This window comes from Rhizobium sp. PRIMUS64 (assembly GCF_023006465.1).
Lineage (GTDB): Bacteria > Pseudomonadota > Alphaproteobacteria > Rhizobiales > Rhizobiaceae > Rhizobium > Rhizobium leguminosarum.
This window is the reverse complement of the sequence record NZ_JALBGX010000003.1, coordinates 29,247-54,716: the sequence shown is the minus strand read 5'-3', so window position 1 is coordinate 54,716 and position 25,470 is coordinate 29,247. Positions and strand designations below refer to the sequence as shown.

The window sequence follows — 25,470 nt, the reverse complement described above, 5'->3', positions numbered from 1 at the left end:
ATCGCGGCCCTCACCGCGATGTCAATAGCTTTGGCAGGGATCAAAGTTTGTCAAGAAACGCCAATAGCTCGTCGCCAGCCCTGAACCGGCCAGGCAATTGTCCATTGAACGGGTCGATCTTGGCTAGAGCGACCTCCTTGATTGCCAGGTGGGCATGTAAGTACGGCTGTGTGGACCGCGTGGACTCATGGCCGAGCCACAATGAGATCACCGTGCTGTCGACACCGGCATCCAGCAACTCCATCGCCGCGCTATGTCGAAGGACATGGGGTGATATCCGCTTTGATCGTAACGACGAGCAGCCCTTCGACGCCGTCAACACGTATTTTGCCAGAAGATACTGAACGGCATCAGGGCTCATCCGCCCGCCGTGAACGGTCGGGAAAAGAGCATTGCCGTTCCCAACCGGTGGCTCGTCCAACCAGGCCTTGAGCGTAACATTGAGCATTCTGGTTATCGGCGTAGTGCGTTCCTTGCGTCCCTTCCCGAAACACCGGATGTGCGCCCCTGTGCCAATGGTGACGGCACTTCGATCAAGGCCCACTAGCTCGGAGAGGCGCATCCCTGTCTGCACGGCTGTCAGCATCAAAACATAATCACGACGCCCAACCCAGGTTCGTCGATCAGGAGCCGAGAGGATCGCTTCGATCTCGCTACGGGTGAGAAATTGCACTTCCCGCTTCGACCCGATCTTCCCTGGGATCGCAAGGATGCGCTGTATCTGCCCACTATATGCTGGTTCCTCGAAGGCCAGGAAGCGGAAGAAGGACCGGATTGCCGTCAGCCGTAGGTTATAGGTCGCAGGGCTGGCGTGGCGTTCGGAGTCCAGATCATCAAGGAACGCGACAACCAGCTCCGCATCGAAATCCTCCAGTCGAAGATCAGACGGAAATTTGCCGGTTCGACGATGTGCGAACTTCAGGAAGAGCTTGAATGTGTCGCGATAGGAGGCAATCGTATGTGGGCTCACGTTGCGCTGGCGAGCAAGGCGCTGCCCAAAGAAGCGTTCGATCAGTCGAGGTAGCGGGTTGGTCATTCTGCCATCTCCCACCTTGCGTCGAGGCGAAGTCTTGCTTGATCCAGCAGATCGGGATGCGCGGTAAGATACCAATAGGTGGCGCTGACATGATTGTGCCCGAGATAGGTCGAAAGCTCAGGCAATCGCCGCTCAACGTCCTCACAATCCCGGTACCAGGACAGCAGCGTTCGAACGGCGAAGGTGTGGCGGAGATCGTGAATCCTGGGACCGTCACGCTCATCCGGCTGCCTCAGTCCCGCCTGGCGTGTCCAGCGGATAAAGGAGAAGTGTGGGTTAGCATGGATCAAGGCCCTGCCAAGGTCTCCGGTAAAGAAGTATTTGCTTACCCGTCTGACCGGGTGATCGTCACGGATTGACGCATATCGCCGAAGCGCCAGCGTCGTACTCGGATGCAGCGGCACGATGCGGGTCTTTCCGAACTTCGTCTCACGGATCGTCAGCATGCCTGCTTCCAGATCGGCGTCCTCACGAAGCAACCGCGCCGCTTCTGAGAATCGAAGTCCGGTGGATGCCAGCAAGCCGAAGAAGCAATGATATGTCGGCCCTCGGAAGCTTCCAGGATGCAGGTCGAGCATCGACTTCAGGAGATCGGCGATCTGTTCGTCTGAATAGATGAAAGGACGCGGTCTTCGTTGTGGTGGAAAGATGTGCGAAGGTGGAATCTGGGTTTGGGGGTCGACCACCTGGAGGTGGCGGGCAAAAGCTCTGACCGTCGAAAGGCGCGACGACCACGTTGCGGGTCCACATTGGTGGCTTGCCCAATCCACCGCAATCTTTGCAGTAACCCGCAGTTCGCCACGCGCAGTCGCATACCTCACAAAATTGCGCAGGCGGCTCTCCTGAGTTTTGAGCTTGAACCCGAGTGAGCGCCGCAACGTCAGATATTGTTCAAGGGCGTCGGACATGTCCATCATAGAACCGCTCCTGCCCATGGCCGTGAGATGGAACGCAGGCCCTCGATATCGAACTTCGCATATATCCTGGTGGTATCAGGGTTTTTGTGGCGAAGGAGTTGGGCAAGCTCGGTCAGGCCCACGCCAGACCTGATCGCAATCGTGGCGAAGGTGTGCCTGAAAATATGCGCGTGATGAGACCGCGTGCCTGAAACCTTTGCCCGCTTCAGCGCCCTGCGTGCGATCAGGATGACGGGCGTCGCCGTCTCGAAAGGTGTGCATGGGGTCTGCACCCTGTGAAAGATGGTGCGGGACCCGGATGTTGGACGTCCATGCAGGATGTAGTCCGATATTGCCGCCCCGACATCCTTCGGAAGGGGCATGGTTGCGACCCTCCCGCCTTTGCCGTTCACACGGAGGAGACCTGATCGCCAGTCGATATCATCAAGCGACAAACGGGCGACTTCGCTTGCACGCAGGCCCAGCCTCGAAAGCAGCAAAAGCACAGCAAGGTCTCTGCGGCCAGGGATCGTGGACAGATCACAGGCCTCCAGAACCGAGTTCAGTTGCGAGACGCTCATATAAGCTGGCAATGCCGAGAAACGCAGGTTCCTTGGGCTTGGGACGGCTGCGGAGAGATCATGCTCCGTGAGCCTCGATGCTTGCAGGAAGCGGAGCAAAACCCGAAGGTGGGAGTACCAGGTCACAAGGGAGTTGCTCTTCCGGCCATCTAAGTTGTTCGCCAGATAATCCCATACTTCACTGTGTGTCAGCTGGGAAACTCCACCGTGCTCGGCCCAGACGGTCCGAAGAAAGCGCCGCGCCGACCAGATGTGCCCGGAGATCGAATGCTTCGAATAACCTCGACGATGTAGCTCCGCGCCGAAAAGCGTGTCGACCTTCTCGGCTGGGTCGGCTTTCTCTGCCGGTGGAAATAGAACACCAGCTCTCACGAGTTCGGTTTGCAGGCGGCGCAGAGCGATGCGATTACCATTCTCTATAGCACCTGCAGACAATCGGCTGGCGAGAAACTGATCGATATCAGCAGCGTCCAGTCGTTCTGGCGCTCCACCGTTACGTTTGTTCTGGCATTCGATAAAAGCCCCGATAAATCGAACGGCTCTCACCATGGTCTGCGACGAGTAGCCTTTGTCCACCATGGAGGTGATTACGGCATCTACACTCGGCCGATGTGGCCAATCCTCAATCAGCTTCCAGCGCTGTATTGTCTCGAAAGAAGGAATAGTCATGCGTGTCTCCGCTAAGTTGCAGTTGCGGAAACAGACTATTATGCCGAGCTTTCAATGCTGGATTACCGGAAATCTCGGGCTTTAGGGAATGGGCTCGGCATAGTATCGGGCTCGGGATAAGTTCCCTTATGCCGAACTCGGCATAACGGCACGAAAATATCCCTCGGCTTGACCGCCGGCGCCCGATCCCGCGAATCCGGGCTTCCCGGCGCACCGTGAGCAAACTCGTCGCCGCGGCCCGCCGGCAGTTTGAACTCTCCATCACGATCCGCCAAGGCGGATAGGTCGCCGGAGAGATCGAAGAGCTGCTGGGCGATGAGATGCACGACCTCCCCTTCCCGTTGAATGCGGCCGTTGATCGCCATCATGCTCGATCCGAGCACGACGCGCCGGCGTCGCTCGAAGAGCTTTGGCCACACGACAATGTTCGCCGGACCCGTCTCATCCTCGATCGTCAGAAACATCACGCCTTTTGCCGAACCCGGCATTTGGCGGACGAGAACGAGGCCGGCGGTCATCAACCAACGGCCATCTCGGGCCGACATGGCTTCACTGCAGGTGACGATGCTTCGAGCGGCAAGGTCCTTGCGCAAGAATGCGATCGGGTGCTCGCGCAGGGTCAGACCAGTATGGCTATAGTCCTGGATGACGTTGTGCCCATCTGTCATCTGCCGGAGTTCGACATCAGGCTCCTGCTGCTCGGCGATCGTCTTCATCTCGCGCTCGGCCGCAGCAACAAAGAGTGGCAATGGCTCGTCGCGCAAAGCTTTGATCGCCCACAGCGCATCGCGTCGTTGAAGTTCGAGCGATGGCAGGAAAGCATCGGCCTCCGCCAGTTCGACCAACGATGCTGCCGGAACGCTCGCGCGCCGCCACATGTCATCGATGCTGTCGAAGGGCTGGTCGGCACGGGCGGACACGATGCGTGCCGCGTCGACCGCGGCCAGTCCACGCACCAGACGCATCCCCAGGCGGACAGCATGGCGGCGCTCGTCACCCTTGACCTGCTCGAGCGTGCAGTCCCAGCGAGAGCGGTTGATACAGACGGGACGGATCTCCACACCGTGGTTGCGGGCGTCGCCGACGATCTGAGCGACTGCGTAAAAACCCATGGGTTGGCTGTTTATCAATGCCGCGCAGAACGCGTCAGCATAGTGGCATTTCACATAGCTGGAGGCATAGGCAATGAGCGCGAAGCTTGCAGCGTGGCTTTCAGGAAAACCGTACGATCCGAAGCCTTCGAGCTGCGAAAAGGTCTTTTCAGCAAACTCCGGCGAATATCCATTCTTCACCATGCCGGAGACCAGCTTGTCCTTGAATTTCGAGACGCCACCGGTGAACTTGAAAGTGGCCATCGACTTGCGCAGCTGGTCGGCCTCGCCGCCGGTAAAGCCGGCGCAGACCATCGCGACCCTCATCGCCGACTCTTGAAACAGCGGCACGCCCAGCGTCTTGCCGAGCACGGCCTCGAGTTCCGGCGTCGGGTACTCAACAGCCTCCTTGCCTTCCCGCCGACGGAGATAAGGATGCACCATGTCCCCTTGGATCGGACCGGGCCGGACAATGGCGACCTGCACCACGAGGTCGTAGAAGGTTCGGGATTTCAGCCGCGGCAGCATCGCCATCTGCGCGCGGCTTTCGATCTGGAAGGTGCCGAGCGTATCGACCTTGCGGATCATCGCATAGGTCGCAGGATCCTCCTGCTCGATCTTCGAAAGATCAAGGTCCTCGCCCATATGCTCGCGAATAAGATCGAACGCCTTGGCCATGCAAGTCAGCATGCCCAATGCCAGGACGTCGACCTTCATGAACTTCAGTGCCTCGACATCATCCTTATCCCATTCGATGATCTGCCGGTCCTTCATCGTCGCCGGCTCGATGGGGACGAGATCGTCGAGCCGATCATGCGTCAACACGAATCCACCCGGATGCTGGCCGAGATGCCGGGGTGCCCCCATCAGCTGCTGCGCAAGTTTCAGCGTCAACGCCAGCCGGCGGTCGTCGGGATTGAGGTTGAGTTCGCGCAGGTTCCGATCGCCGACCATATCGGCGGACCAGGACCACATGCCCGATGACAGAGCCTTGATCATATCCTCCGGCAAACCGAGTGCCTTGCCGACATCATGGATCGCACCTTTCGCACGATAGCGTGTCACGGCCGCGCACAGAGCTGCCTTCTGATGTGTGTAGGTCTTGTAGATCCACTGGATGACTTCCTCGCGGCGCTCATGCTCGAAGTCGACGTCGATATCCGGCGGCTCGTCGCGTTCCTGGGAAACGAAGCGCTCAAAGAGCAAATCATTCGTCTCCGGATCGATCGACGTGATCCCGAGAATGTAGCAGACGGCGCTGTTGGCGGCAGAACCCCTGCCCTGGCAGAGAATGCCTTGGGAGCGCGCATAGCGCACGATCGAGAAGACGGTCAGAAAATATGGAGCGTATTTCATGGTGCGGATGAGGTCGAGTTCATGCCGAATGATTTTCAGAACGTTCGGCGGCAGACCCTCCGGATAGCGGTCGGGCACGCATTGCCAGACATAATGCTCCAGCGAAGCCTGGGCATCCTTGCCCGGCACGATCGCCTCCTCCGGATATTGGTAGGTGAGCTCCTCAAGCGAGAAAGTGCAACGACGGACGATCTCCATGGTTCGCGCGATGGCTTGCCGGTATCGCGGAAACAATCGCTCCATTTCTTCCGGCGGCTTCAGATAGCGGTCGGCGTGGCGCTCGCGCTCGAATCCGACATCATCGATGGTGGTGCGGGTGCGAATGCAGGTGACGATGTCCTGAAGCTGCCGGCGACCTGGCTCATGGAAGAGGACATCATTGGTGACGACCGTCTTCACCTTGAACCGCGCGGCGAGATTGGAAATTTCATGCAGCCGCAGCTGGTCGTTCTGCCGGCGCCGCAGACAAAGCGACATATAGGCGCGATCGCCAAACACCTCGGCCATCTTGCGCAGCTGGATCCCACAGGCGTCATTCGGCAGATCCGGCACCAGGATGCCGATCATGCCTTCGGCATAGGCGATGATGTCGTCCCAGTGCAGGATGCAGTTGTTCTTGCCGCCGCGCGACTTGCCAAGCGTGATAAGGCGGGTCAGCCGGGAATAGGCAGCCCGGTCGGTCGGGTAGACCAGTACTGACATGCCATCGGCCAGATCGAGCCCGCAACCGACGACGAGGCGCAAACCGGTGGCCCGCGATGCCTCAAGCGCCCGTACAATTCCGGCCAGCGAATTGCGATCGACGACGCCGAGAGCTTCGATGCCGAGGGCCTTGGCGGTTTCAAACAGTTCCTGCGCCGAGCTTGCCCCGCGCAGGAAGGAAAAATGGGTGGTGACCTGCAGCTCGGCATAGCTCATGCGAAGATCCCGTGTATGAACCAGCGATGGCTTCCCGTTTCAGGATCGATGCCATCACCGGAGCGAAAGACCCACAGACGTTCACCAGCCTCGTCCTCAATGACGAAGTAATCGCGCACCGCCTCCATCTCGGCGTCGCGCTGCCACCACTCGCCAAAAATCCGCTCAGGGCCATCGGCCCGTTTGACCTTGCGGCGCTTGCCACGCCAGGTGATGGAGACCGGCGGCCGGTCCGGCAGCAAGGCGATCGCCTCGATCAGCTCCGGACGGGCCAGCAACCGGACCGGCCGGCGCCAATGGTTGACCCAGGTGACTTCGACCGGATCGGCCGCGGCACTGATCCGCTGGACGGAGCGCTCCGGCACATCGGACGCAACGGGCGCCACCCGATAAACGCGCTGGCCACGGTTGCCGTAGATATCGATTAGCGGCGTCACGTCCGTGATTTCGTCCTCGACCAACGACGAGGATTTCTGGCGCTCCTCCAGCGGTTCGGCCATGACAGCGACCAGGGTGAGCTTCTCGATCCCGAAGCCGGGCTCGATCTTTTCCGTCCGGTCACGAAACAGCTTTGTCAGCCAGGCGACATCGCGCACCGGCTTGACCGTCCCGGCGCGGATTGCCTGCCGCGTTCCGTCGACCTTCTCGACGATCAGATCCGCACGGCGAACGCCAAGACCGCGCTTTTGCAGTTCCTCGATCAGTTGCACGACCAGTCGTGAGACATATTTGTTGATCGTCTCGGAAGCACCGATCGGCTCGGCAAAGACGCGGCTGACCTCGACGAGCTCGGCGGTACGGATCGGATCGATCGGCTCGCAGATACGGCCGAACATCTGATCGAGCCGCCGGCCGATCTCCGGCCCGAAGCGAAGCGTCAGCGGCGCGCGCGGCGTATTGGCCAATTCGCCGATGGTCTGGAAGCCGAGCGTGCGAAGGTCGCTGACGACCGCGCCGGGAAGGCGAAGCAACGATATCGGCAGCTTCTCGACGGCGCGCACGGTCTCGCCGATCGGCACGATGACCGTCTCACGGCTGATGGCACGGGCACAGGCATGCGCCGTGCCCCAGGTGTCGGCGACAGCGATGCGGGGCGTGAGCTTTCTGGCCAGGAACTGGTTGGCGATCCTCGTCACCATCGGCAGTTCGCCACCCTGCAGGTGATCGGCGCCTTCAGTATCCATGACAATGCCATCGATCCCATCGACCGCGACGATCGGAGAATAGAGCGTCAGCGCCCAAAGGGTAATGCGTTCGAGTGCTGCGGCATCCGCCGCAGGATCTGCATCGACCAGCATCAGACCGCGAAACAGCGCCTGCGCTTTGGCAGCCGGCATGCCGACATGGACGCCAGCTTTTCGGGCGGCGGTGTCTGCGGCCGCTACCCAGCGTTTCGAGCCGCTCCTGGCGATCACGGCGATCGCCTGTTCAGGCGGAATAGACGGATCGGCGCGACGAATGCGATCCGTCGGCAGATCCGGGAGATAGATCGAGACGACCCTTGTCATCGCACGCCCTCACGAGAAACTCAGCACATTCACCCGCTTTCACGCGCATCAGTTCCAGCAACCACTGGGCCCTGCCGACACCCGGCACTGGCAGCTCCTCCGACGGCATGACGCTCACCCGCCACCTCGTGGTCGACGCCGTCGGCTGCCCGAAATCATTCGCCTCCGTTTGCCTGCGCCAGCGTCGGACGGCGAGCGCCATCGTCCCTGTTTTCTCGGCCGCCAGCTGTAGCCGGCGGGAGCCGACCATGGGCAATCGGACAAGTTCACCAACGACGGCGCCAAGGCCGCCGAAGGACAGCCCCTCCTCCATATTGGCGAGCACGTCCTCTTCCTTGTCGGACTCGACAAAGATCACCCGGTCGGCATGGAGGCCGACCTCAGCGAGTGCCGGAAAAAACAGGTCCGGCCGCGTCAGGCACCAGACGATCGGGCCTTTGGTGCGCGCTGCGATGCCGGCGGCGAAAAGCGCTGCCGCCGCACCATCCACCGTGCCCGACCCGCCACCGGCGAATTCGTGCAAGGCGCCATAGGCCAGACCACCTCCCGGCAGGACTGCATCGATTTCCGGCACACCGAAGGAAAGACAGCCGGCCTTTCTGGCTGACACGCCCTCCAGCGAAGCGATGCGCTCGCGCAGATCGGAAATCACCCGTTCACGGGCAGCAGTCATCGTTCACGGCTCCCTTAAAGGTCGTGTTGGCGGCCGACATCATGTCGATCAAAATGCGGATGTTCCCTATCTGTTCCCGCCGACTTGAAGAGTCAAGCAACCGGAGGATGGGAATATTATCCTGAACATTAGGAATCGCACGAATACCCAAGAGAATCAGGTGGGTAGCGGCTGGAGGTTTTTTTCGGAGCGCCTGCGAGTGCTACTCCCTTTGTGTGAATTGCGGGGACAAGTCGGCATCGTCACAGTGTCTTTAAGATTTTTCTGCTGAACTGTCGGCATGACCAGGCCTCCGAGATCAAAACCCCTCCTTCGTGATACCGAGGCTCCGATCCGCTCAAAGCCGCGAGGCAAGCGAAATCCGGCCCAGCCACAGCTGCCTTTCGATCCGATGCCAGACCGCGTCGAACCTGCGTTGGCGCAATTGAAGAGCCATCCTCCAAAAGGGAAAGAATGGAGTTGGGAGCTGAAATGGGATGGCTATCGCCTGGCTGTTCACATCGAGCCTCAAGGGATAAGGATTCTCACCCGCGGCGGCCATGACTGGACGCACCGATTTCCGGCGATCGTAGAGGCCGCCCGGGCGCTCGGGCCGGCGACGATGATCATCGATGGCGAGGCCGTCGTGCTGGACGCAGAGGGCCGGCCGGATTTCGGGCTGCTGCAGCAATCGTTGGGCGCATCCGGCAGACAAGCCGGTAACCGGGCGTCTGACGCCATCTTCTACGCTTTCGATCTCATCTATCTCGACGGACACGATCTGCGCGGTGTCGAATACCGATCGCGCCGGCATCTTCTCGATGACGCGTTGAACGGAAAAGACGGTGCTATTCGGCCGTCGGAAACATTCGACACCGAACCAGCCGTCCTGTTTGAGCATGTCTGCCGCCTCGGCCTGGAAGGCATCGTCGGCAAACACCTCGATCGTCCCTATATTTCCGGCCGAACCGGGGATTGGGTTAAGATCAAATGCGTCCACAGCGAGGCCTTCTTCATTGTCGGCTATGAGAGGTCATCGGCGTCCCCTGCCGGCTTCGGCTCGTTCGTGCTTGCCGCCTATCGCGGGAGCAATCTCGTCCACGTCGGAAGCGTCGGCACGGGTTTCAAGGAAACCGAGGCCATCCGATTGCGGAAGATGCTGGACAAGCTGCGCTGGAAGCGAAAGCAGCCGCCCCTGCCCTATTCCGGAAGTGCCGATATCGTCTGGGTCGAACCGACGCTGATTGCCGAGATCGAGTTTCGCGCCTGGACGACAGACGGGAAACTCCGTCATCCATCTTACAAGGGTTTGCGAGAACGGCAGGACAATGCCGACGTCTTCCGGCTCGACTAGCGAAATCAGCGCCATACGCTAGATTGTCCTCCACTGAGCTCAAGCGGAGCAGATGGCCCACAATGTGTAACCTTTATCGGATGGAAGACAGGGACTGGGTCGCGAAGTGGGCCCAGGACGCCGAAAGCCTGATCAACCTGATGCCGGCCTACCAGATGAACCCCGATCAGATGGGGCCGATCGTCCGCAACACCGCCGACGGGAAGAAACAACTGGTCCATGCACGCTGGGGACTGCCCTCGCCGCGCTTCACGCTCGAGAAGTCCGCCAAAGCCAAGGCCGAGAAACTTGCGGCCAAGGGCAAGCCATTCGATCTCGAAGAACTGATCCGGATGGAGGCCGACCGCGGCACGACCAATGTGCGCAAGCTCAATTTTCCGCATTGGAAGCGATGGTTCGGTGTCGAAAACAGATGCCTCGTCCCGGTCACCAGTTTCGCCGAGCCGGATCCTGCCAGCCAGGAGCAAGGCGGCAACGTGCCGAACGCCTGGTTCGCCCGTGACGCAACCAAACCGCTGATGTTCTTTGCCGGCATCCATGTGCCGCAATGGCAGAGTGTCCGAAAGGTCAGGGACGGGCTGACGACCGACGATCTCTATGGGTTTTTGACCACGGATCCCAACGACCTGGTGAAGCCAATCCATGGAAAGGCGATGCCGGTCGTGTTGCTGACGAAGGAGGAGACGGACACCCGGATGCGGGCGCCATGGGAAGAGGCCAAGGAACTGGCCCGCCCGTTACCGAATGACGCGCTGATCATCTCGTCCCGCGAACCGTACGGATCCACGATCGTTTCGAAATCCGGAGAGCTGGTGGAGCAGGGCAGTCTGCTTTGACGCCTGAACTCAGAGCTTGAATGTATCGGAAAACGAAAAAGCCTGCCGCGGGAGGAGGTGCGGCAGGCTTTCCAAGAGTTGAACAACGGCTGGGAGGGACGATGATTTCCATTTCGATACGGCGATTTCCGTCGACACCGGACCTTGCGGCTAGCCTTGTTAGTTGAACGATCGACGCGTAGAGTTGACGAACTCTCTATTGACGTACCAAATGGGTTAAGCCTGTGATGACAGGCTGATTCTCGGTAGAAACCTCTTCAGGCGACCAATGGCACGCGGCGAATTGATGAAAAAATTGCTGGCAAGCTACGGTCGGGACGACGAGTTCCGCGCCGTTGCAGAACAGATCATCACAGAAGAGGAAAAGAAGAACAATCTGGCGTTGGCAAAGACCTTGAGGAAGACGCTTGAGGGTGGGACAAGCCGTCCATCCCCTCCGAAAGCGCTCGCGCCTCTCCTTCCTTTTCCGGAGGCGGCATCCGACTTTATAGAACGGATCGAGCCTCAACACACTAAGGGGGATATTGTCCTCAGCGCAATGAACGTTCGTGTGCTGCTGGGCTTGGTCAAAGAATTTCGGCGCGGGGAGGACCTTCGCCGCCATGGGTTGCAGGTCCGCTCGAAGGTGCTTTTCTGTGGGCCACCTGGTTGCGGCAAGACGCTTTGCGCAGAGATTTTTGCAGCGGAACTCGGTCTGCCGTTCTTCGTCGTCAAACTCGACAGGCTCATTTCATCCTATCTCGGTGAGACGGCTTCCAATATTCGCAAGATTTTTGAGTTCGCGCGCAAACAGCCCTGCGTTTTGTTCTTCGACGAGTTCGACGCGCTTGCTCGAGCGCGCGACGACAGCGGTGAGCACAATGAGCTGCGCCGGGTCGTGAACAGCCTTTTGCTGTTCATAGACCAGATCAGGCCCAAGGGTTTTCTGATCGCGGCTACGAATCTGGACCAGGCACTTGATCCCGCGGTTTGGCGCCGATTCGACGAAGTCGTATGGTTTGAGCGGCCTGATCGCAGAATGATTGATCGCTTCCTGCGTATGAAGTTCAAAAACGTTGCCACCACGTTCGAGCCCGCAGCTTTCATCCCGTCGCTTGAGGGCTATTCCTACGCGGAGATCGAGCGGGTTTGCATTCAGGCGATCAAGTCGATGATTGTCGAACGCCGCAAGCAGGTCCAGGAGCGTGATTTCAACCGGGCTCTGAAAGACGAGACGCGTCGGCGCTCGAACTCCGCACGGTTGAAAGCCGGCTCCTGATCGGCTGATACATGGCACGGTATGACCATCTGCAACTCGTCCGTCTTCCCGAACGCTTCGAACGGCGCAAACACGGTGGCGGGTCACCGCCGCCAAACAGAGACCTCGCGGCTCATAGTACGAAACTTGAGACCGAGCTGGACGCGGCGATTGCCACGCAGCAACGTCGGCGTAAAGCCGAATTCATCGATCCCTCGCTGATCCTGCGGGTCCACATGAACGGCCAGTTGCTCGAGGAACAGTGGGAGCAGTTGGGCCTCATGGTCCTGTCGAGCGATCTGGATCGTTCGCTTGTTCTGTTTGCATCAACCGACGAGATGCAGGAGTTCCGGCGCCGGCTGACAGCATGGAGGGCCGGGATACCTGAGGGGCAGAAGGCGCCCTCCTATAACAGCTTCATCGCCGCGATCGAAAGCATCGGCGCTGTCGAACCCCGAGATCGGATCGGGGTCCGCTTCCGTGAGGACGGTTTCAACGAATCGTCGGATTTTGAAGACGACGCCACATATCTCGTCGATCTTGAGCTCTGGGATCTGGGCGAGCGACGGCTGCGCGAGCGCAAGCTGGAGCAAACGGAAGCCTACATTGAGGCCAGGGACGGTGAAGTCCTTGATCGTTATATCGGCCCGTCAATCACAATGGCCCGCATTCGGGTGTCGGGCTCACTTCTAAAGACCTTGCTCGCCGTCGAGGCCGTTGCGACGATCGACCAACCGCCACAGCCCGACGTTACGACAAGTGAAGCTTATAATCTCACTTTGGATGACGTTCCCCCGTTAAACGGGGTTGCGGCCGATGCCCCACTTATCGGAATTCTTGATAGTGGCATCAACGCCCATCCTTTCTTCAATGATATTCTGGTAGGCTCGATCGGCGTTCCCGCCCGTCTGGGAACTGCTGATGACTTCGGGCACGGAACGCGGGTTGGCGGGGTCGCCGTATTCGGCGACTTGCGTGCGCAGCTTGCGGCCGGCACCCTTGATCGGGGAGCCCGGCTTTGCTCGGCAAAGGTGGTCAATGAGCATGGGGCATTTGACGACCGTCGTCTGGTTCCCTCGCAAATGCGGGAGGCCATCATCACGCTCAATACCGACTACGGCTGTCGGATCTTCGTGATTGCTTTGGGCGACACGAAGCGGCCCTACGACGGCGGCAAGGTCGGGACATGGGCCGCGACGCTGGACGAACTCGCGCGCGAACTCGATGTCGTTATCGTGGTATCTTCCGGTAACAGGAACCCCCGAGGCGGAAACCGCCTTGAACAGGCAGTGACCCAGTATCCGGCCTATTTGGTGGAGGACGCCAATCGCTTCTTCGAGCCTGCGGGCGCAGTGAATGTTCTCACCGTCGGATCGCTCGCGCATGGCGAGGGATTAAATGCCCAGCATTTAGCCGAGGTGATGGTACGACCGATCACCCGGCAAAATGAGCCGTCGCCATTCTCACGCATCGGTCCGGGTATTGGTGGGTCCACCAAACCCGATCTTGTCGATATCGGTGGAACGCTGATTTACGATCCTGTCGTTCAAAGGCTCCGGAAGGGCGAGGAAGTTCCAAGTGCTGGCGTATTGACGCTCCATCACACGTTCCTTGACCGACTTTTCACGGCAGGTTCCGGAACGTCTTATGCGGCGCCGCGCGTTGCCTTCAGCGCCGCCCAAATTCTCGGCCGGATGCCGACGGCCTCGGCAAACCTCATCCGCGCACTCATGGTGGGCTCTGCTGAAATCCCCGACGCAGCCAGGGAACGGATGACGCTTCTTGGTAGCGATGCCATCCGCTCCGTTGTTGGCCACGGGATGGTCGACCTTGAGCGGGCGGCATTCTCCGATGACGCACGGGTCGTACTTTATGGTGAGGATGAGCTGGCGATCGATCACTTCGCCGTCTATCGCATCCCCATCCCAGAACCGTTCCAGACGGAACAGGGGGAAAGGTCCATCCGCGTGACGATCGCCTATGACCCGCCGGTGCGTCATACGCGCGCGGACTATGCCGGTATTGGAATGAGTTTCCGGCTTCTGCGTGGCTGCGCGCCAGACCTGATTTTCGAGCACTATCGGAAACGCGCGAAGGATGAGGAACGGTTTCCCGAGATCGCCGGACGATTCGATTGCAAACTTTCCCCGTCATCTACCCTTCGAGAGAAGGGAACGGTCCAGAGCGCAACTGCCACATTTAAGCGAGACGTCACGGAATATGGCAATGACTATTATCTCATGGTTCGCTGCGAGGGGGGCTGGGCAAATCACGTAGATCGGCAGAATTTTGCGGTTGTTGTCGAAATCTCTCACAAAGCGGAAGTCCAGCTTTACGAGAGAATTAGGCAGAGAATTCGGATCCAAGCGTAGGCCTACCAATTGCCTACAAACCTCGCAGAAGCGCGCGACCATCTAGGTTGCAAGTGCTGGATATTTGGTCGCCTTGAAGGGAAACGAACTGGCGCCACCGCGCTCCATGTCACTAGACCGTCGATTCAACTAAAGACGCGCAACATAAGCCGCTAGACAAAGACCGCACCATCGATCTGCCCTCGCGACAGCAGCAACTTAACCGTCGCCAATTCCACGCCAAAAGATTCTAAACGCCCCAGGTGCGCTCCAGCACCGCAATCCAGTTGCGATGACCGAGCTTGGCCAAAGCCTCGTCGTCATAGCCTGCTTCGCGAAGCGCTGCCATCAGGCGCGGCAGGCCTGTAACGTCGCCGATCTTCCCGGAGATCAGGGTGCCGTCGAAGTCCGAGCCCAAAGCGACGTGATCGATACCGACTTTTTCGACCATGTAGTCGACATGGCGCACCATGATCGACAGGTCCAGGTTGACATCCGCCTTGCCTTCCGGATCCAGGAACTTGACGCCGAAGTTGAGGCCTATCAACCCGCCCGTATCTCGGATGGCGTCGAGCTGAGGATCGGTTGCGTTGCGGCTGTGCGGGCAGATCGCAAACGCATTGGAGTGCGAAGCAACCAGCGGCGCGTCGGAGATCTTCGCAATGTCCCAGAAACCGGCATCGTTCATATGCGAGAGGTCGACCATGATCTTCAGGCGATTGCACAGCCGGATCAGATCGCGGCCCGCCTCGGTCAATCCCGGCCCGATATCCGGCCCATGGCCGAAGCGGAAGGGAACGCCATGCGCAAAGATGTTCGGACGGCTCCAGACGGGACCGAGCGTGCGCAGGCCCGCGGCATGCAGGACCGGGATAAGGTCGAGATCCGCCCCTGCAGCCTCGATGCCTTCGATATGGAAGATCGCCGCGAACCGGTCTTCCGCCATCGCCGCGCGGATTTCGCCGGCGGAGACGCAGATCTTGAAGGCGCCATCCGACTGGGCTTCGATGCTTCGCAGAAGTGCTGCCTGCGCGATCGTCTGATCGAGCGCGCTCTGGCGGTCGACGCGCGGCAGATCGCCGTTCGCGTCGAGGTCCCGGCCCGAAGGTATGTAGACGGCGCAAAGCCCGCCGACGAGTCCGCCTTGGCGTGCCCTGGGAAGATCGACATGCAGGCCCAGTTGACCTTTAAGGAAGCGCTCTTGGGCGCCTTCACGGCCTTCGCGCATCAGGCGGGAGAGAATATCGTTGTGCCCGTCAAATACAGGAACGAGAGCCGTCAGTTCGGTCACGCGAACCTCCTTACAGCAGGATTTCGTGGATTGTCTCATGCGTGGCGACGCAAGCTCTCCCCTCGGGCGTCACCCAGCCCCGGAACATGCCCGGCGTGTTGTAGGGTGCACGGATCCCGCCCTTTGCGTCGACGGCAACAAGGCCGGCGCCAATCTGGTGCAGTGCGAGGTCGTGGTTCATCACGACGTCCGCGGCGGTTTCGAGGTCTTCCCCGAGATAGGCCATGCGCGAGGCAATTTCATGCCCCACGACATAGCGGATGAAGAATTCACCCTTGCCGGTCCCAGAGACAGCACAGATGCCGTCGCGCGCATAGGTGCCTGCACCGATAACCGGACTGTCGCCCACTCGCCCGTCCGGCTTGTTCGTGTAACCGCCTGTAGAGGTCGCCGCCGCGAGGTGGCCTGCCGCGTCGAGTGCGACTGCACCGACCGTGCCATGCTTTTCGTTCTCGGTTCCTTCCGTCCCCGCAGTTGCATGTGCCTTCATCGCAGCCAGCGCGCCCTGCCGTTTCCGGGTGGTGAAATAGGATTGCTGCTCGATGTCCAGGCCTTTGGCCTCCGCAAACTTATCTGCGGCGCCTGCCGTCAGGAATACGGCGCGGCCGTCCTCCATCAGGGCGCGGGCCGCCTTCACCGGATTGCGGATGGTCCGCGCAGCGCTGATCGCCCCGGCCGCCAGCGTTTCGCCGTCCATGATCGAAGCATCGAGTTCGTGGATGCCGTTTTCGTTGAGAGCTGCGCCATGACCTGCATTGAAATGCGCGCTATTCTCCATCACCACGACGGCGGCCTCGACCGCGTTTACCGCCCGGCCACCCTTTGCAAGCACCGCGTATCCGGCGCGCAGAGCTGCCGCGATATCGTCGCGGGCGGCCGCCCACTCTTCCACGCTCATACTGCCTTCCGGCATCACGCCGCATCCGCCGTGAATGGCCAGTGTGATCTTCGTCATGTCCCGCTCCGATCTAGAATTCCCCGTTTCCGGGGCGGATAGTGGCCTCCCGGTTCAGGTGGACAGGCGCTCTTCAGTTGAAGGCGATATCGCCAATCACTCGCACACGTACACGCCGGGCGCCGCCCGGCAAATAGGCGACCGGAATGTCTTCCACTTCGAGCGTCTTGAGGCTTTGACGTCCGGCACCGGATGCAACGGCCGCATTCTGCGCTTCGGCTTCCGCGGTGGCCAGCGCCTCGTCGCGGCTGATGCCGGAAAACACCTGGTCGACCTCTCCCGATACCTGTGCCATGGCAGCGCCGAGAGCATTGGCAACGCCGGCATTTTCGACGCGAAGCACTTCGGAAGCGCCAGCAATCCGGTCCGGTATCAGGAAGGCGCCACCACCGACTGCGATCAGCGGCACGTCCTCGGCGGAAGTTTTCATTTGGTCGAAGCTGTCGGTCACCATGTCACGGATACGGGCACAACTTGCCTTGATGAAGGCCGGGTCGAGATCCTTCACCCGGTCCCGGTCGCCCATATCGATCATCCCAGCAGCCACGGCGACGTCCGATGTCGTCAGCGTATTGCCACCGAAAACGCGCGCATCCGTCAGGATGCGGTAGCCGACGGAGCGAGGCCCGATCTTTCCTGTTTCAGGATCGATGATCGTGCCGCCACCCAACCCGATCGGCAACAGGTCGGGCATTCGGAACAAGGTGCGGACGCCGCCCACATAGACGATGTTGTTCGCCTCGCGCGGAAAGCCGCCAACCAGGCAGCCGATGTCCGACGTGGTGCCGCCGACATCGACGACCATGGCGTCGGTGAGGCCCGTGAGGAAGGCGGCGCCGCGCATGGAGTTGGTGGGGCCGGAAGCAAAGCTGTGCACCGGGTTGGTCGCCGCAACATCGGCAAGCGCCACAGTGCCGTCATTCTGGGTCAGGTAAAAAGGCGCGGCAATCGACGCCTCGCGCAAGGCATCGGAAAATGCCTGCACGGTGGTCTTGCCGAGAGACTGCAGCGCCGCGTTCAGAAGCGCCACATTCTCGCGCTCCAGCAGACCTATGCGGCCGAGCGTGTGAGACAGCGTAATACGTGCATTCGGGATCACCGAACGGACGATCTCGGCTGCGGTCACCTCGCATTCGGTGGTCAGCGGCGAGAATGTTGCCGAAATGGCGATCGAGGTGATGCCGGCATCGCAGATCTTCATTGCCGCTTCGCGGATCTCGTCGGGGATCATCGGAACGATCTGGCTACCGTCGTATTCGTGGCCGCCATGCACCATGAAGACCAGCGGATCGACGCAGGCGCGCAGGTCATCGGGCCAGTCGCACATCGGCGGCAGCGAAGAGCCGCTCGGCAGCGCGATGCGGATCGCTGCGACCCGCTCCAGCCGGGCACGCTCGACGACCGCGTTGGTGAAATGCGTCGTGCCGATCATCACGGCGTCGATTGGCCGATCGTTGGGGCCGATATGACCGGACACATGCGCCAGCGCCGCCTTCACGCCGGACATCACGTCCTGGGTCGTCGGAACCTTGATCGAGGACAGGATCGTGTCCCCGTCGATCAGCACGGCATCCGTATTGGTGCCGCCTACGTCAATGCCGATGCGTGTCATTCAAAATACCGATTTAAAATCAATGTTGTAACCAAAGGCCCGTGGCCCCACGGCGGCAATCCCTGCAGGCGACGTCAGAATTTCCGGCGCCGGCAGGGCAACGACCGTGACGCGCTGGCCGTAGCGGACGGACTCCGTGCCGATCGCCCCACCCGAGACGGTGTCGAGCAGGCACAGAAGATCCGGGGTCATGCCGACAGGCTCACCATTCCGGAAAGCGACAGCCCATTCGTTCTGGAACGCCAGTTCTAGGCGCGAGCCCCTGTCGGCGTCGATGCCCTCGATTACCGTCTTGCCACGCAGAAAGCCGCCGGTCGTTTCACGCACGACATCGACCACCTTGCCGCGGAATAGCTGCTTGCCACCCTCGTGATCAAGCGCCACCTTGACGGGGTCGTCGTGGCGGGTGCGTGCATCGATAACGGCGCGGCCGAGTTCGGTCGCCTTGGTGACCGTGTGGTGGATGCCCCAGTCCTTGACCTCACGGCCGGTGCGCGGGGCCTTGCAAGTGGCGGCCGTCGAGCCGACTTCGGTGCAGACCTTGCGCGAGATGCGCTCCATCCATTTCCACGAGGCGGCGCGGGTGACGATCACCTCATTATCGCGGATATCGACCAGCGACAGCGGGAACATCGGCAGGTTGCCGATCGCAAACGAGGTCATCTGCGCTTCCGGATAGGCGCGACCCATGGCATCGGCGTTGACGACGGGCCGGTCGAGAATGGCACCGGCGAGAAAGGACGACAGGGCATTTGAGCCACCGATCTCGACGCTCATGATGGCGCGGAACGGCCTGCCGAGATAATCCTCCATCACCTCAACGGCGCGGGCCAATTGGGCCGGATCGCTGAGGCGTTCCTGGCCCACCAGCGGGGCGCCCATGTTGGAGACGACGGCGACCATATCGTCATCGGCAAGGTCCATCGGGTCAAGGATTTGCACCCGGTGTCCTTCGGCATAAAGCCGGCGCAGGTTGAGCGTCGAGATATACGGATTTCCGCCGCCACCGGTGCCCAGGATCCAGGCGCCCGTGGCGAGCGGTTCGATATTTTCCTCGGGGAATTCTTCAAGCATGTCTCACCCATCGGCACTGACTGGCCCGGCCGGCATCAGCGCCGGCCGGGTTGGTTTGGATCGCAGGAAGGCCTAGTTCGCCTTGCAGTCCCAGTAGAAGTTGGAGAAGTTCAGGTCCCAGCTCTGCATCGGGATGAAGGCATAACCCTGCAGGCACTTGTTGGCCGCGTAGCGTCGGTTCGGTGAAACGGCCAAGACGTCCGGCTGCAGATCGGCGATCTTCGCCTGCATCTCCTTGTAGATGGCATTCTGCGCTGGGATGTCGGTTTCGCCGCGCGCCTTGTCGATCAGCGCATCGATTTCCTTATTCTGCAGCCATTCCATCGACCACCAGGTACCAGCAGCCTTCGAATGATACTGGTTGTAGAACATCGAATCCGGCGAGGGGTAGCTCGGCGAGACGTTGACCTGTGTCGAGGCCGGGGTGGTCTCCGGCTTGGCGGAAAGCTCGACGATGCGGTTCCACGGTTCCGGCTTGATATCGAGCGTGATGCCGATCTGTTCGAGATTGGCCTGCAGCATCAGCGCGACTTCCGCCTCGAAGGCGAGCGAGGCGACGTAGCTGTTGACCAGCGTGATCTTCTGGCCGGCATATTTCGATTTTGCGAGTTCTGCCTTGGCCTTTTCCAGATCGAATACGCCCGGCGCGATATCGTTATTGTGGGCGTCCTTGAAGGCGGTCGACAGCGGGCCGGTCATATCGGTGCCGGGATAGATGACTTCCTGGATGGTCTTGTAGTCGGTCGCATAGGCGATCGCGCGACGGACATGCACGTCGTCGGTCGGGTAGACCTTGGTATTGAGCTTGATGACGAAGCCGCCTGAGGTCTGCGTCTGGATGACCTTGTAGCCCTTCATCCGGCCGAGGGCTTCATAGGTATCGTTGCCGAGCCCGTGCGAGGACAGGCCAAGCTCGCCTTTTTCCGCCAGCGCCTTGACCGTCGCATCGTCGCTGGTCTGCACGAAACGAACTTCGTCGATCGGCGTGCCTTTGGTCCAGCCTAGGAAATAATCGGCATTGCGGGCAATGACCATGTCGGCGGAGCGGTTGTAGCTGACGAGCTTGTAGGGACCGGAACCGGCGGAATGTTCGCCGACATAGGCTTCGCCCCATTTGTCCTCGGGCTTGGTGCTGCTCTCGACCAGCTGCTGGTTCAGCGCCATGAACAGAGGCGTGATCGACATGAAGGGCGAGAACTGGCGGTCGAGTTTCACCGAGAACGTGGCATCGTCGGGCGCGGTGACATTTTCCGGCTTGATCAGGCCGACGACCAGGTTCGACGGACCCTTGTTGATGCCGAGCAGCCGCTTGACGGACCAGACGAGATCGGACGCCTTGACCGGCGTGCCGTCCTGGAACTTCACGTCATTGCGCAGATGGAACGTGTAGCTCAGGCCGTCGCTGGAAATATCCCAGGACTTGGCCAGATGCGGGATGATCTCGCCTGACGGGCTGACGGTGGTGAGGCCGTCATACATGTTCACGATCGCCATATAGCCCGTGTAGTCGGTGACCTTGGCCGGATCGAGCGAGCTGAAGATCTGCATCGTGTTGACGGCGATCGAGACCTTGTCGTCGGCTGCGGAGGCGGCTGCGGAATTCATCAGCAGGGCCATGCCTGTGCCGAGCGCAAGTGCTGCCAGGCGGGATGTTCTGGACGTGGTTTTCATGCAAGTTCCTCTCTTCAATGCGGAACGCTCCGCTTATGGTTAGGCAGCCTGGCGCGCTGCGAAGGGCAGCGGCGTGAACGTGATCTCCGGATAACCGAAGGCTTTCGGCCCGACGACTTCGAGCGCCTTGGCGCTGCGCAGCAGGTCGTGACAGGGGATGGCCAGAACCGCGACCCGCTGGCCGTAGCGCAGCATCTCGGTGGTGATCGGGTAGCCGGTATCGACATCGAGCAGCACGATCAGGTCGGGCACGGTGACCTCGACCTTGCCGTTGCGCTGGAAGATCAGGAACTCGTTCTGGATGGCGACCCCGGCAGTCTGGCCGGCACAATCGCCGAAACCGGCGAGTTCCATGTCGCCGACCGCAAAGCCGCCGCGCAGATGGCGCTTCAGGTCGGTGATCTTGCCGTTGAAGATGCGGCGGCCTCCCTCGAGCGCGCAGACGGCTGCAATCGGATCCTCCTGCGCCTTGCGCGCCTTGATCACCGCCTCGCCGATGGCGATCGCCTTGGTGTAGCTCTTGGGAATGCCGTATCGATGCACGAAATGCGCCTGCATCGGTGCCGTCGCCAGCATCGCGCCACCGCCCTGCGCCACCACGCAGGCACGCGCCATGCGCTCGTGCCAAACTTCGGAGACCGCATGGCTGAAGATGACTGCATTGCCGTGAAGGTCGCACATCACAGAAGGCGTCGAACTATGGCCGTAGATGGAAAACGTCGTCATCTGCATTTCGGGAAAGGCGCGGCCCATGCCGTCGCAGTCGAGCATCGGCAACCCTCCAAGCGCCGCCGTGACAAGCGGGTTGATGGCGTTGGCGCCGCCGATCTCCTCGCAAACCATGGCATCGATCGGTGCGCGGATCAGGTCTTCCATCGCCCGGAGGCAGCGCAATCCCTCACGTCCTTCGCGCAAGCGCTCGACACCGACCACCGGCGCGCCAATGCCGCCGATCGACATGCAGAGTGCATCGGGCTCGATCCGATCCGTCGCAAGAACCCTCATCTTGTAGCCGGCCTTCATCGCTTCCAGTGCCAACAGCTTGCCTTGGTATGGGTTGCCGCCGCCGCCAGTGCCGAGAATGCCCGCACCGATTTCCAGCGCATCGAGGTCTTCGACCGTCAGCGTGCGGACATCGGCCTCATCGTATTTCAGCTTGCGCGCCTCAGGCATCGTGACCTCCCATTTCTCCGACGACTTTCACATGAATGCGGGTGGCATTGCCCGGCAGATAGGCGAGCGGCGTATCCTCGCGCTCGATGACCTCCAGCGTCTCGGCCATCGCGCCCGCAGCAATCGCCTTTTCGCGGGCTTCCGCTTCGGCTTCCGCAAGCGCGCTTTCGCGGGTGCGTCCGTCGATCAGCGAGAACACACGGTCCGTTTCGCCGCTGATCTGGGCGATGGCCGCACCGACGGCATTGGCGACGGCGAAATTGTCCGGCCGGATCACCTCCAGGTCGCCGATGCGGTCCGGCATCAGGATCGAGCCGCCACCGACGGCTATCACCGGGACCGGCGTTGACGAGATGCGGCTGCGCTCGACGCAGGCCTCCAGCATGGCATTGATCTTTGCAGCAACGGCCTCGACCATAGACTTGTCGAGACCCTCCACCCGCGCCCTGTCGCCGATATCGGCCATGCCAGCGGCTACGGCGATGTCGGTTGCAGTCAAGGTCGAACCACCGAAGCACAGCGCGTCCTGGCGAACCCGGTAGCCGACCGATTTCGGGCCGACGACGATGCCCTTGTCGCTTTCGACGACCAGCGAGCCGCCGCCGAGGCCGATGGAAAATACGTCGGGCATACGGAAGTTGGTGCGCACGCCGCCGATATCAACGGTGGTCGAGGCCTGACGCGGGAAGCCGTGCGAGAGCGAGCCGACATCCGTGGTGGTACCGCCGACATCGACGACGACGGCATCCTTGATGCCCGTGAGGAATGCCGCGCCGCGCATCGAATTGGTCGGGCCGGAAGCAAAGGTCAGGACCGGGAAGGAACGCACGATATCGGCGACCATCAGCGTCCCGTCATTCTGGGTGATGTAGAAGGGGCAGGCGATGCCGGCTGACGCCAACGCCTTGCCGAAAGCCACCACCGTGCGGTCGGCGAGCGACAGGAGGCTGGCATTGATGATCGCTGCACTTTCACGCGCCAATAGACCGTGACGGCCGATATCCTTCGACATCACCACCGGCAGGCCGGGGCAATGACGCTGCAGGATGTCCTTCGCGCGGACTTCCATGGCATCGTTGACGCCGCTGAAGACGCAGGTGACGGCCGCAGCCTTCAGGCTCTTGGCACGGATATCGCCGGCGATGCGGACGATTTCGTCCTCGTCGAGAGGCGAAAGCTCGCGCCCGTCGAACTCGTAGCCGCCCCGGACCTGGTAGCCGTGGTTGCCGACGATGTCGCGCACGTCGTCCGGCCAGTCTACCATCGGCGGCAGGCCGGCGCCCGATGGCAGGCCGAGCCTGATCGCCGCGACTTCCTCCATGTGGCGTCGCTCGATCACCGCATTGGTGAAATGCGTGGTGCCGATCATCACGGCGGCAATCTGCTGGCGGTCAATACTCGCTACCCCGATCACCTTCTCCAACGCCTCGATGACACCCGATGTCACGTCCTCTGTGGTTGAGGCCTTCACCCCCGCCAGAACCGTTTTTCCCTGCAGGACGACGGCATCCGTATTGGTGCCTCCGACGTCAATTCCAACCCGATACACGTCAGGCTCCTCTCAATCAGTGGTCTTGACGAGAAAGCGCCTACGCTCTTCCTCGGTCACGATGGGTTTCAGGCGCTCCTCCTCGTCACTGACGACGGGGATGGCCGCGATCAGGGCGCGCGTATAGGGATGCTTCGGACCGGAGAAAACTTCGGATGTCGCTCCTTCTTCCACGATCTCGCCGCGCAGCATGATGGCCATGCGCGAGCAGAAATTGCGCATCAGCGACAGGTCATGGCTGATCATCAGGTAGGTGAGATCCAGATCCTTGCGCAGTTGCAGCAGCAGTTCGATCACCGTCTTCTGCACTGACACGTCGAGCGCGGCAGTCGGCTCATCAAGGATCAGGATTTTCGGTTCCGCAGCCAATGCCCGGGCAATCGCCACGCGCTGCTTCTGGCCACCGGACAGCTCGTGCGGGTATTTGCCGAGATAGGACTGCGGCAGACGGACGAGGTCCATCAGTTCGCTCATCCGCGCCTCGCGGGCAGCTCCGTCGAGCCCGATCGACTTCAAAGGCACGCTCAAGGTCTGCTTCGCCGTGCGCTTCGGGTTCAGCGAGGTGCCGGGATTCTGGTAGACGATCTGGGTCAGGCGCTTGCCATTGGCGGGCGGCGGGGCATCGATGGTCACGCGACCGGTCGTTGGTCTCGACAGGTCCATGATGATGCGGGCAACCGTCGTCTTGCCGGAGCCGGATTCGCCGGCGAGCCCGAAAATTTCCCCTTCGCGCAGGGTCAGGTCCACATCGCGCACGGCATGATAGCCGTTGCGCCGGCCGTAAATCTTGTTCAGCGTCTCCACCGTAATGATGGGAGACCGGGTGCTTTGCGGCAGATCCGTAACCCGGGGGCCGTAGAGGGCCGGCACCGCATCGAGAAGCGACAGGGTGTAGGGCTGCTTCGGGATCGACAGGATTTCGGCGCAGGGACCTGTCTCGACGATATCGCCATGGTGCATGACCACGACGCGGTCGGCGATCTTGCGCACCACGCCGAGATTGTGGGTGATCATCAGCAGCGCCATGTTTTCCTCGGTCACCAGCTGGTTGATCAGGTTGAGGATCTCGTCCTGCGTAGTGACGTCGAGGGCGGTGCCCGGCTCGTCGGCGATCAGCAGCTTGGGCTGGTGCAGGAGAGCGAGGCCAATCAGCACCCGCTGCCGCATTCCGCCTGACAGTTCGGACGGATAGGCGTTCATCACCCGGTCGGTGTCGGCCAGCTGCACACGGCGCAATACCGCGGCGATGCGGGTCCGACGCTCGGTCTTGGAGGACGATTTGCCCTCGCGCTTGTCGGCGAAACGCATCACGTCGTCGAGATGAGTACCGATCTTGAAGACCGGATTGAACGAGGACAGCGGGTCCTGCATGATCAGCGAGAAGGCGCTGCCCTTCAGGCTTTCGCGCTCGCTACGCGGCATGGACAGCACATCGCGGCCGCCAAACGAAATCGAGCCCGAGCGGATGGCTGCGTTCTTCGGCAACGTGCCGATGATCGCCTTGGCCGTCACCGATTTTCCGGAGCCGGTCTCTCCGATCAGCGCCACACGCTCGCCGGCGGAAACGCTGAAGCCGACATCGTTCAGTACCTGCCGCGTCCGGCCATGGGTCGTGAAGGATACGGTGAGGTTCTCGACCTTCAGAAGCGGTTCGCTCATC

18 protein-coding genes are annotated in these 25,470 nt (G+C 60.9%); 4 read left to right on the top strand and 14 right to left on the bottom strand.

The window, feature by feature from the left end; genetic code table 11:
• Positions 1 to 40: 40 nt before the first annotated feature.
• From MOV76_RS02550 to MOV76_RS02525, 6 genes are all read right to left on the bottom strand, one after another.
• A complete protein-coding gene (locus tag MOV76_RS02550; RefSeq protein WP_168279081.1) occupies positions 41 to 1,036 on the bottom strand; it encodes a tyrosine-type recombinase/integrase in 996 nt (331 codons plus the stop codon).
• A complete protein-coding gene (locus tag MOV76_RS02545) occupies positions 1,033 to 1,953 on the bottom strand; it encodes a tyrosine-type recombinase/integrase (RefSeq protein ID WP_168279083.1) in 921 nt (306 codons plus the stop codon). Before MOV76_RS02545 ends, MOV76_RS02550 begins: the two co-directional genes overlap by 4 nt.
• The gene (locus tag MOV76_RS02540; protein ID WP_247263729.1) at positions 1,950 to 3,182 is read right to left on the bottom strand and encodes a tyrosine-type recombinase/integrase; all 1,233 of its coding nucleotides are present in this window, start codon (positions 3,180 to 3,182) and stop codon (positions 1,950 to 1,952) included. The genes MOV76_RS02545 and MOV76_RS02540 overlap by 4 nt, the downstream gene beginning before the upstream one ends.
• Before the next feature lie 62 nt (positions 3,183 to 3,244).
• Positions 3,245 to 6,547 (bottom strand): error-prone DNA polymerase, encoded by a 3,303-nt coding sequence (locus MOV76_RS02535; RefSeq protein ID WP_247263728.1) that lies wholly within the window; start codon positions 6,545 to 6,547, stop codon positions 3,245 to 3,247.
• On the bottom strand, positions 6,544 to 8,055 hold the full coding sequence (locus MOV76_RS02530; protein WP_247263727.1) for a DNA polymerase Y family protein: 1,512 nt from the start codon (positions 8,053 to 8,055) through the stop codon (positions 6,544 to 6,546). The genes MOV76_RS02535 and MOV76_RS02530 overlap by 4 nt, the downstream gene beginning before the upstream one ends.
• Positions 7,976 to 8,728, bottom strand: a complete 753-nt coding sequence (locus MOV76_RS02525) for an ImuA family protein (protein ID WP_018517340.1) — start codon at positions 8,726 to 8,728, stop codon at positions 7,976 to 7,978. The genes MOV76_RS02530 and MOV76_RS02525 overlap by 80 nt, the downstream gene beginning before the upstream one ends.
• Positions 8,729 to 9,008: 280 nt before the next feature.
• Here MOV76_RS02525 and ligD point away from each other — a divergent pair, with 280 nt between their 5' ends.
• From ligD to MOV76_RS02505, 4 genes are all read left to right on the top strand, one after another.
• Positions 9,009 to 10,061: a non-homologous end-joining DNA ligase gene (gene ligD, locus MOV76_RS02520; protein ID WP_247263726.1), complete on the top strand. Its 1,053-nt coding sequence runs from the start codon at positions 9,009 to 9,011 to the stop codon at positions 10,059 to 10,061.
• Positions 10,062 to 10,123: 62 nt separating this feature from the next.
• A complete protein-coding gene (locus tag MOV76_RS02515) occupies positions 10,124 to 10,897 on the top strand; it encodes an SOS response-associated peptidase family protein (protein ID WP_247263725.1) in 774 nt (257 codons plus the stop codon).
• Positions 10,898 to 11,183: 286 nt separating this feature from the next.
• On the top strand, positions 11,184 to 12,155 hold the full coding sequence (locus MOV76_RS02510) for an AAA family ATPase (RefSeq protein WP_247263724.1): 972 nt from the start codon (positions 11,184 to 11,186) through the stop codon (positions 12,153 to 12,155).
• A gap of 11 nt (positions 12,156 to 12,166) precedes the next feature.
• Positions 12,167 to 14,506 (top strand): S8 family peptidase, encoded by a 2,340-nt coding sequence (locus MOV76_RS02505; RefSeq protein ID WP_247263723.1) that lies wholly within the window; start codon positions 12,167 to 12,169, stop codon positions 14,504 to 14,506.
• A 229-nt stretch (positions 14,507 to 14,735) separates the two neighbouring features.
• Here the strand turns inward: MOV76_RS02505 and MOV76_RS02500 are convergent, their stop codons facing one another.
• The 8 genes from MOV76_RS02500 to MOV76_RS02465 form a co-directional block, all read right to left on the bottom strand.
• Complete coding sequence (locus MOV76_RS02500) at positions 14,736 to 15,767, bottom strand: dipeptidase (RefSeq protein WP_258719696.1); 1,032 nt, start codon at positions 15,765 to 15,767, stop codon at positions 14,736 to 14,738.
• Between the two features lie 19 nt (positions 15,768 to 15,786).
• Positions 15,787 to 16,731 (bottom strand): isoaspartyl peptidase/L-asparaginase family protein, encoded by a 945-nt coding sequence (locus tag MOV76_RS02495; protein WP_247263722.1) that lies wholly within the window; start codon positions 16,729 to 16,731, stop codon positions 15,787 to 15,789.
• Positions 16,732 to 16,804: 73 nt separating this feature from the next.
• The gene (locus MOV76_RS02490) at positions 16,805 to 18,343 is read right to left on the bottom strand and encodes a hydantoinase/oxoprolinase family protein (protein ID WP_247263721.1); all 1,539 of its coding nucleotides are present in this window, start codon (positions 18,341 to 18,343) and stop codon (positions 16,805 to 16,807) included.
• The gene (locus MOV76_RS02485; protein ID WP_183928175.1) at positions 18,344 to 19,417 is read right to left on the bottom strand and encodes a DUF917 domain-containing protein; all 1,074 of its coding nucleotides are present in this window, start codon (positions 19,415 to 19,417) and stop codon (positions 18,344 to 18,346) included.
• Positions 19,418 to 19,489: 72 nt separating this feature from the next.
• A complete protein-coding gene (locus MOV76_RS02480; protein WP_247263720.1) occupies positions 19,490 to 21,088 on the bottom strand; it encodes an ABC transporter substrate-binding protein in 1,599 nt (532 codons plus the stop codon).
• A gap of 39 nt (positions 21,089 to 21,127) precedes the next feature.
• A complete protein-coding gene (locus MOV76_RS02475) occupies positions 21,128 to 22,261 on the bottom strand; it encodes a DUF917 domain-containing protein (RefSeq protein WP_183928171.1) in 1,134 nt (377 codons plus the stop codon).
• Positions 22,254 to 23,810, bottom strand: a complete 1,557-nt coding sequence (locus tag MOV76_RS02470) for a hydantoinase/oxoprolinase family protein (RefSeq protein ID WP_247263719.1) — start codon at positions 23,808 to 23,810, stop codon at positions 22,254 to 22,256. The genes MOV76_RS02475 and MOV76_RS02470 overlap by 8 nt, the downstream gene beginning before the upstream one ends.
• A gap of 12 nt (positions 23,811 to 23,822) precedes the next feature.
• On the bottom strand, positions 23,823 to 25,469 hold the full coding sequence (locus MOV76_RS02465) for an ABC transporter ATP-binding protein (protein WP_247263718.1): 1,647 nt from the start codon (positions 25,467 to 25,469) through the stop codon (positions 23,823 to 23,825).
• Between the last annotated feature and the right edge of the window lies 1 nt (position 25,470).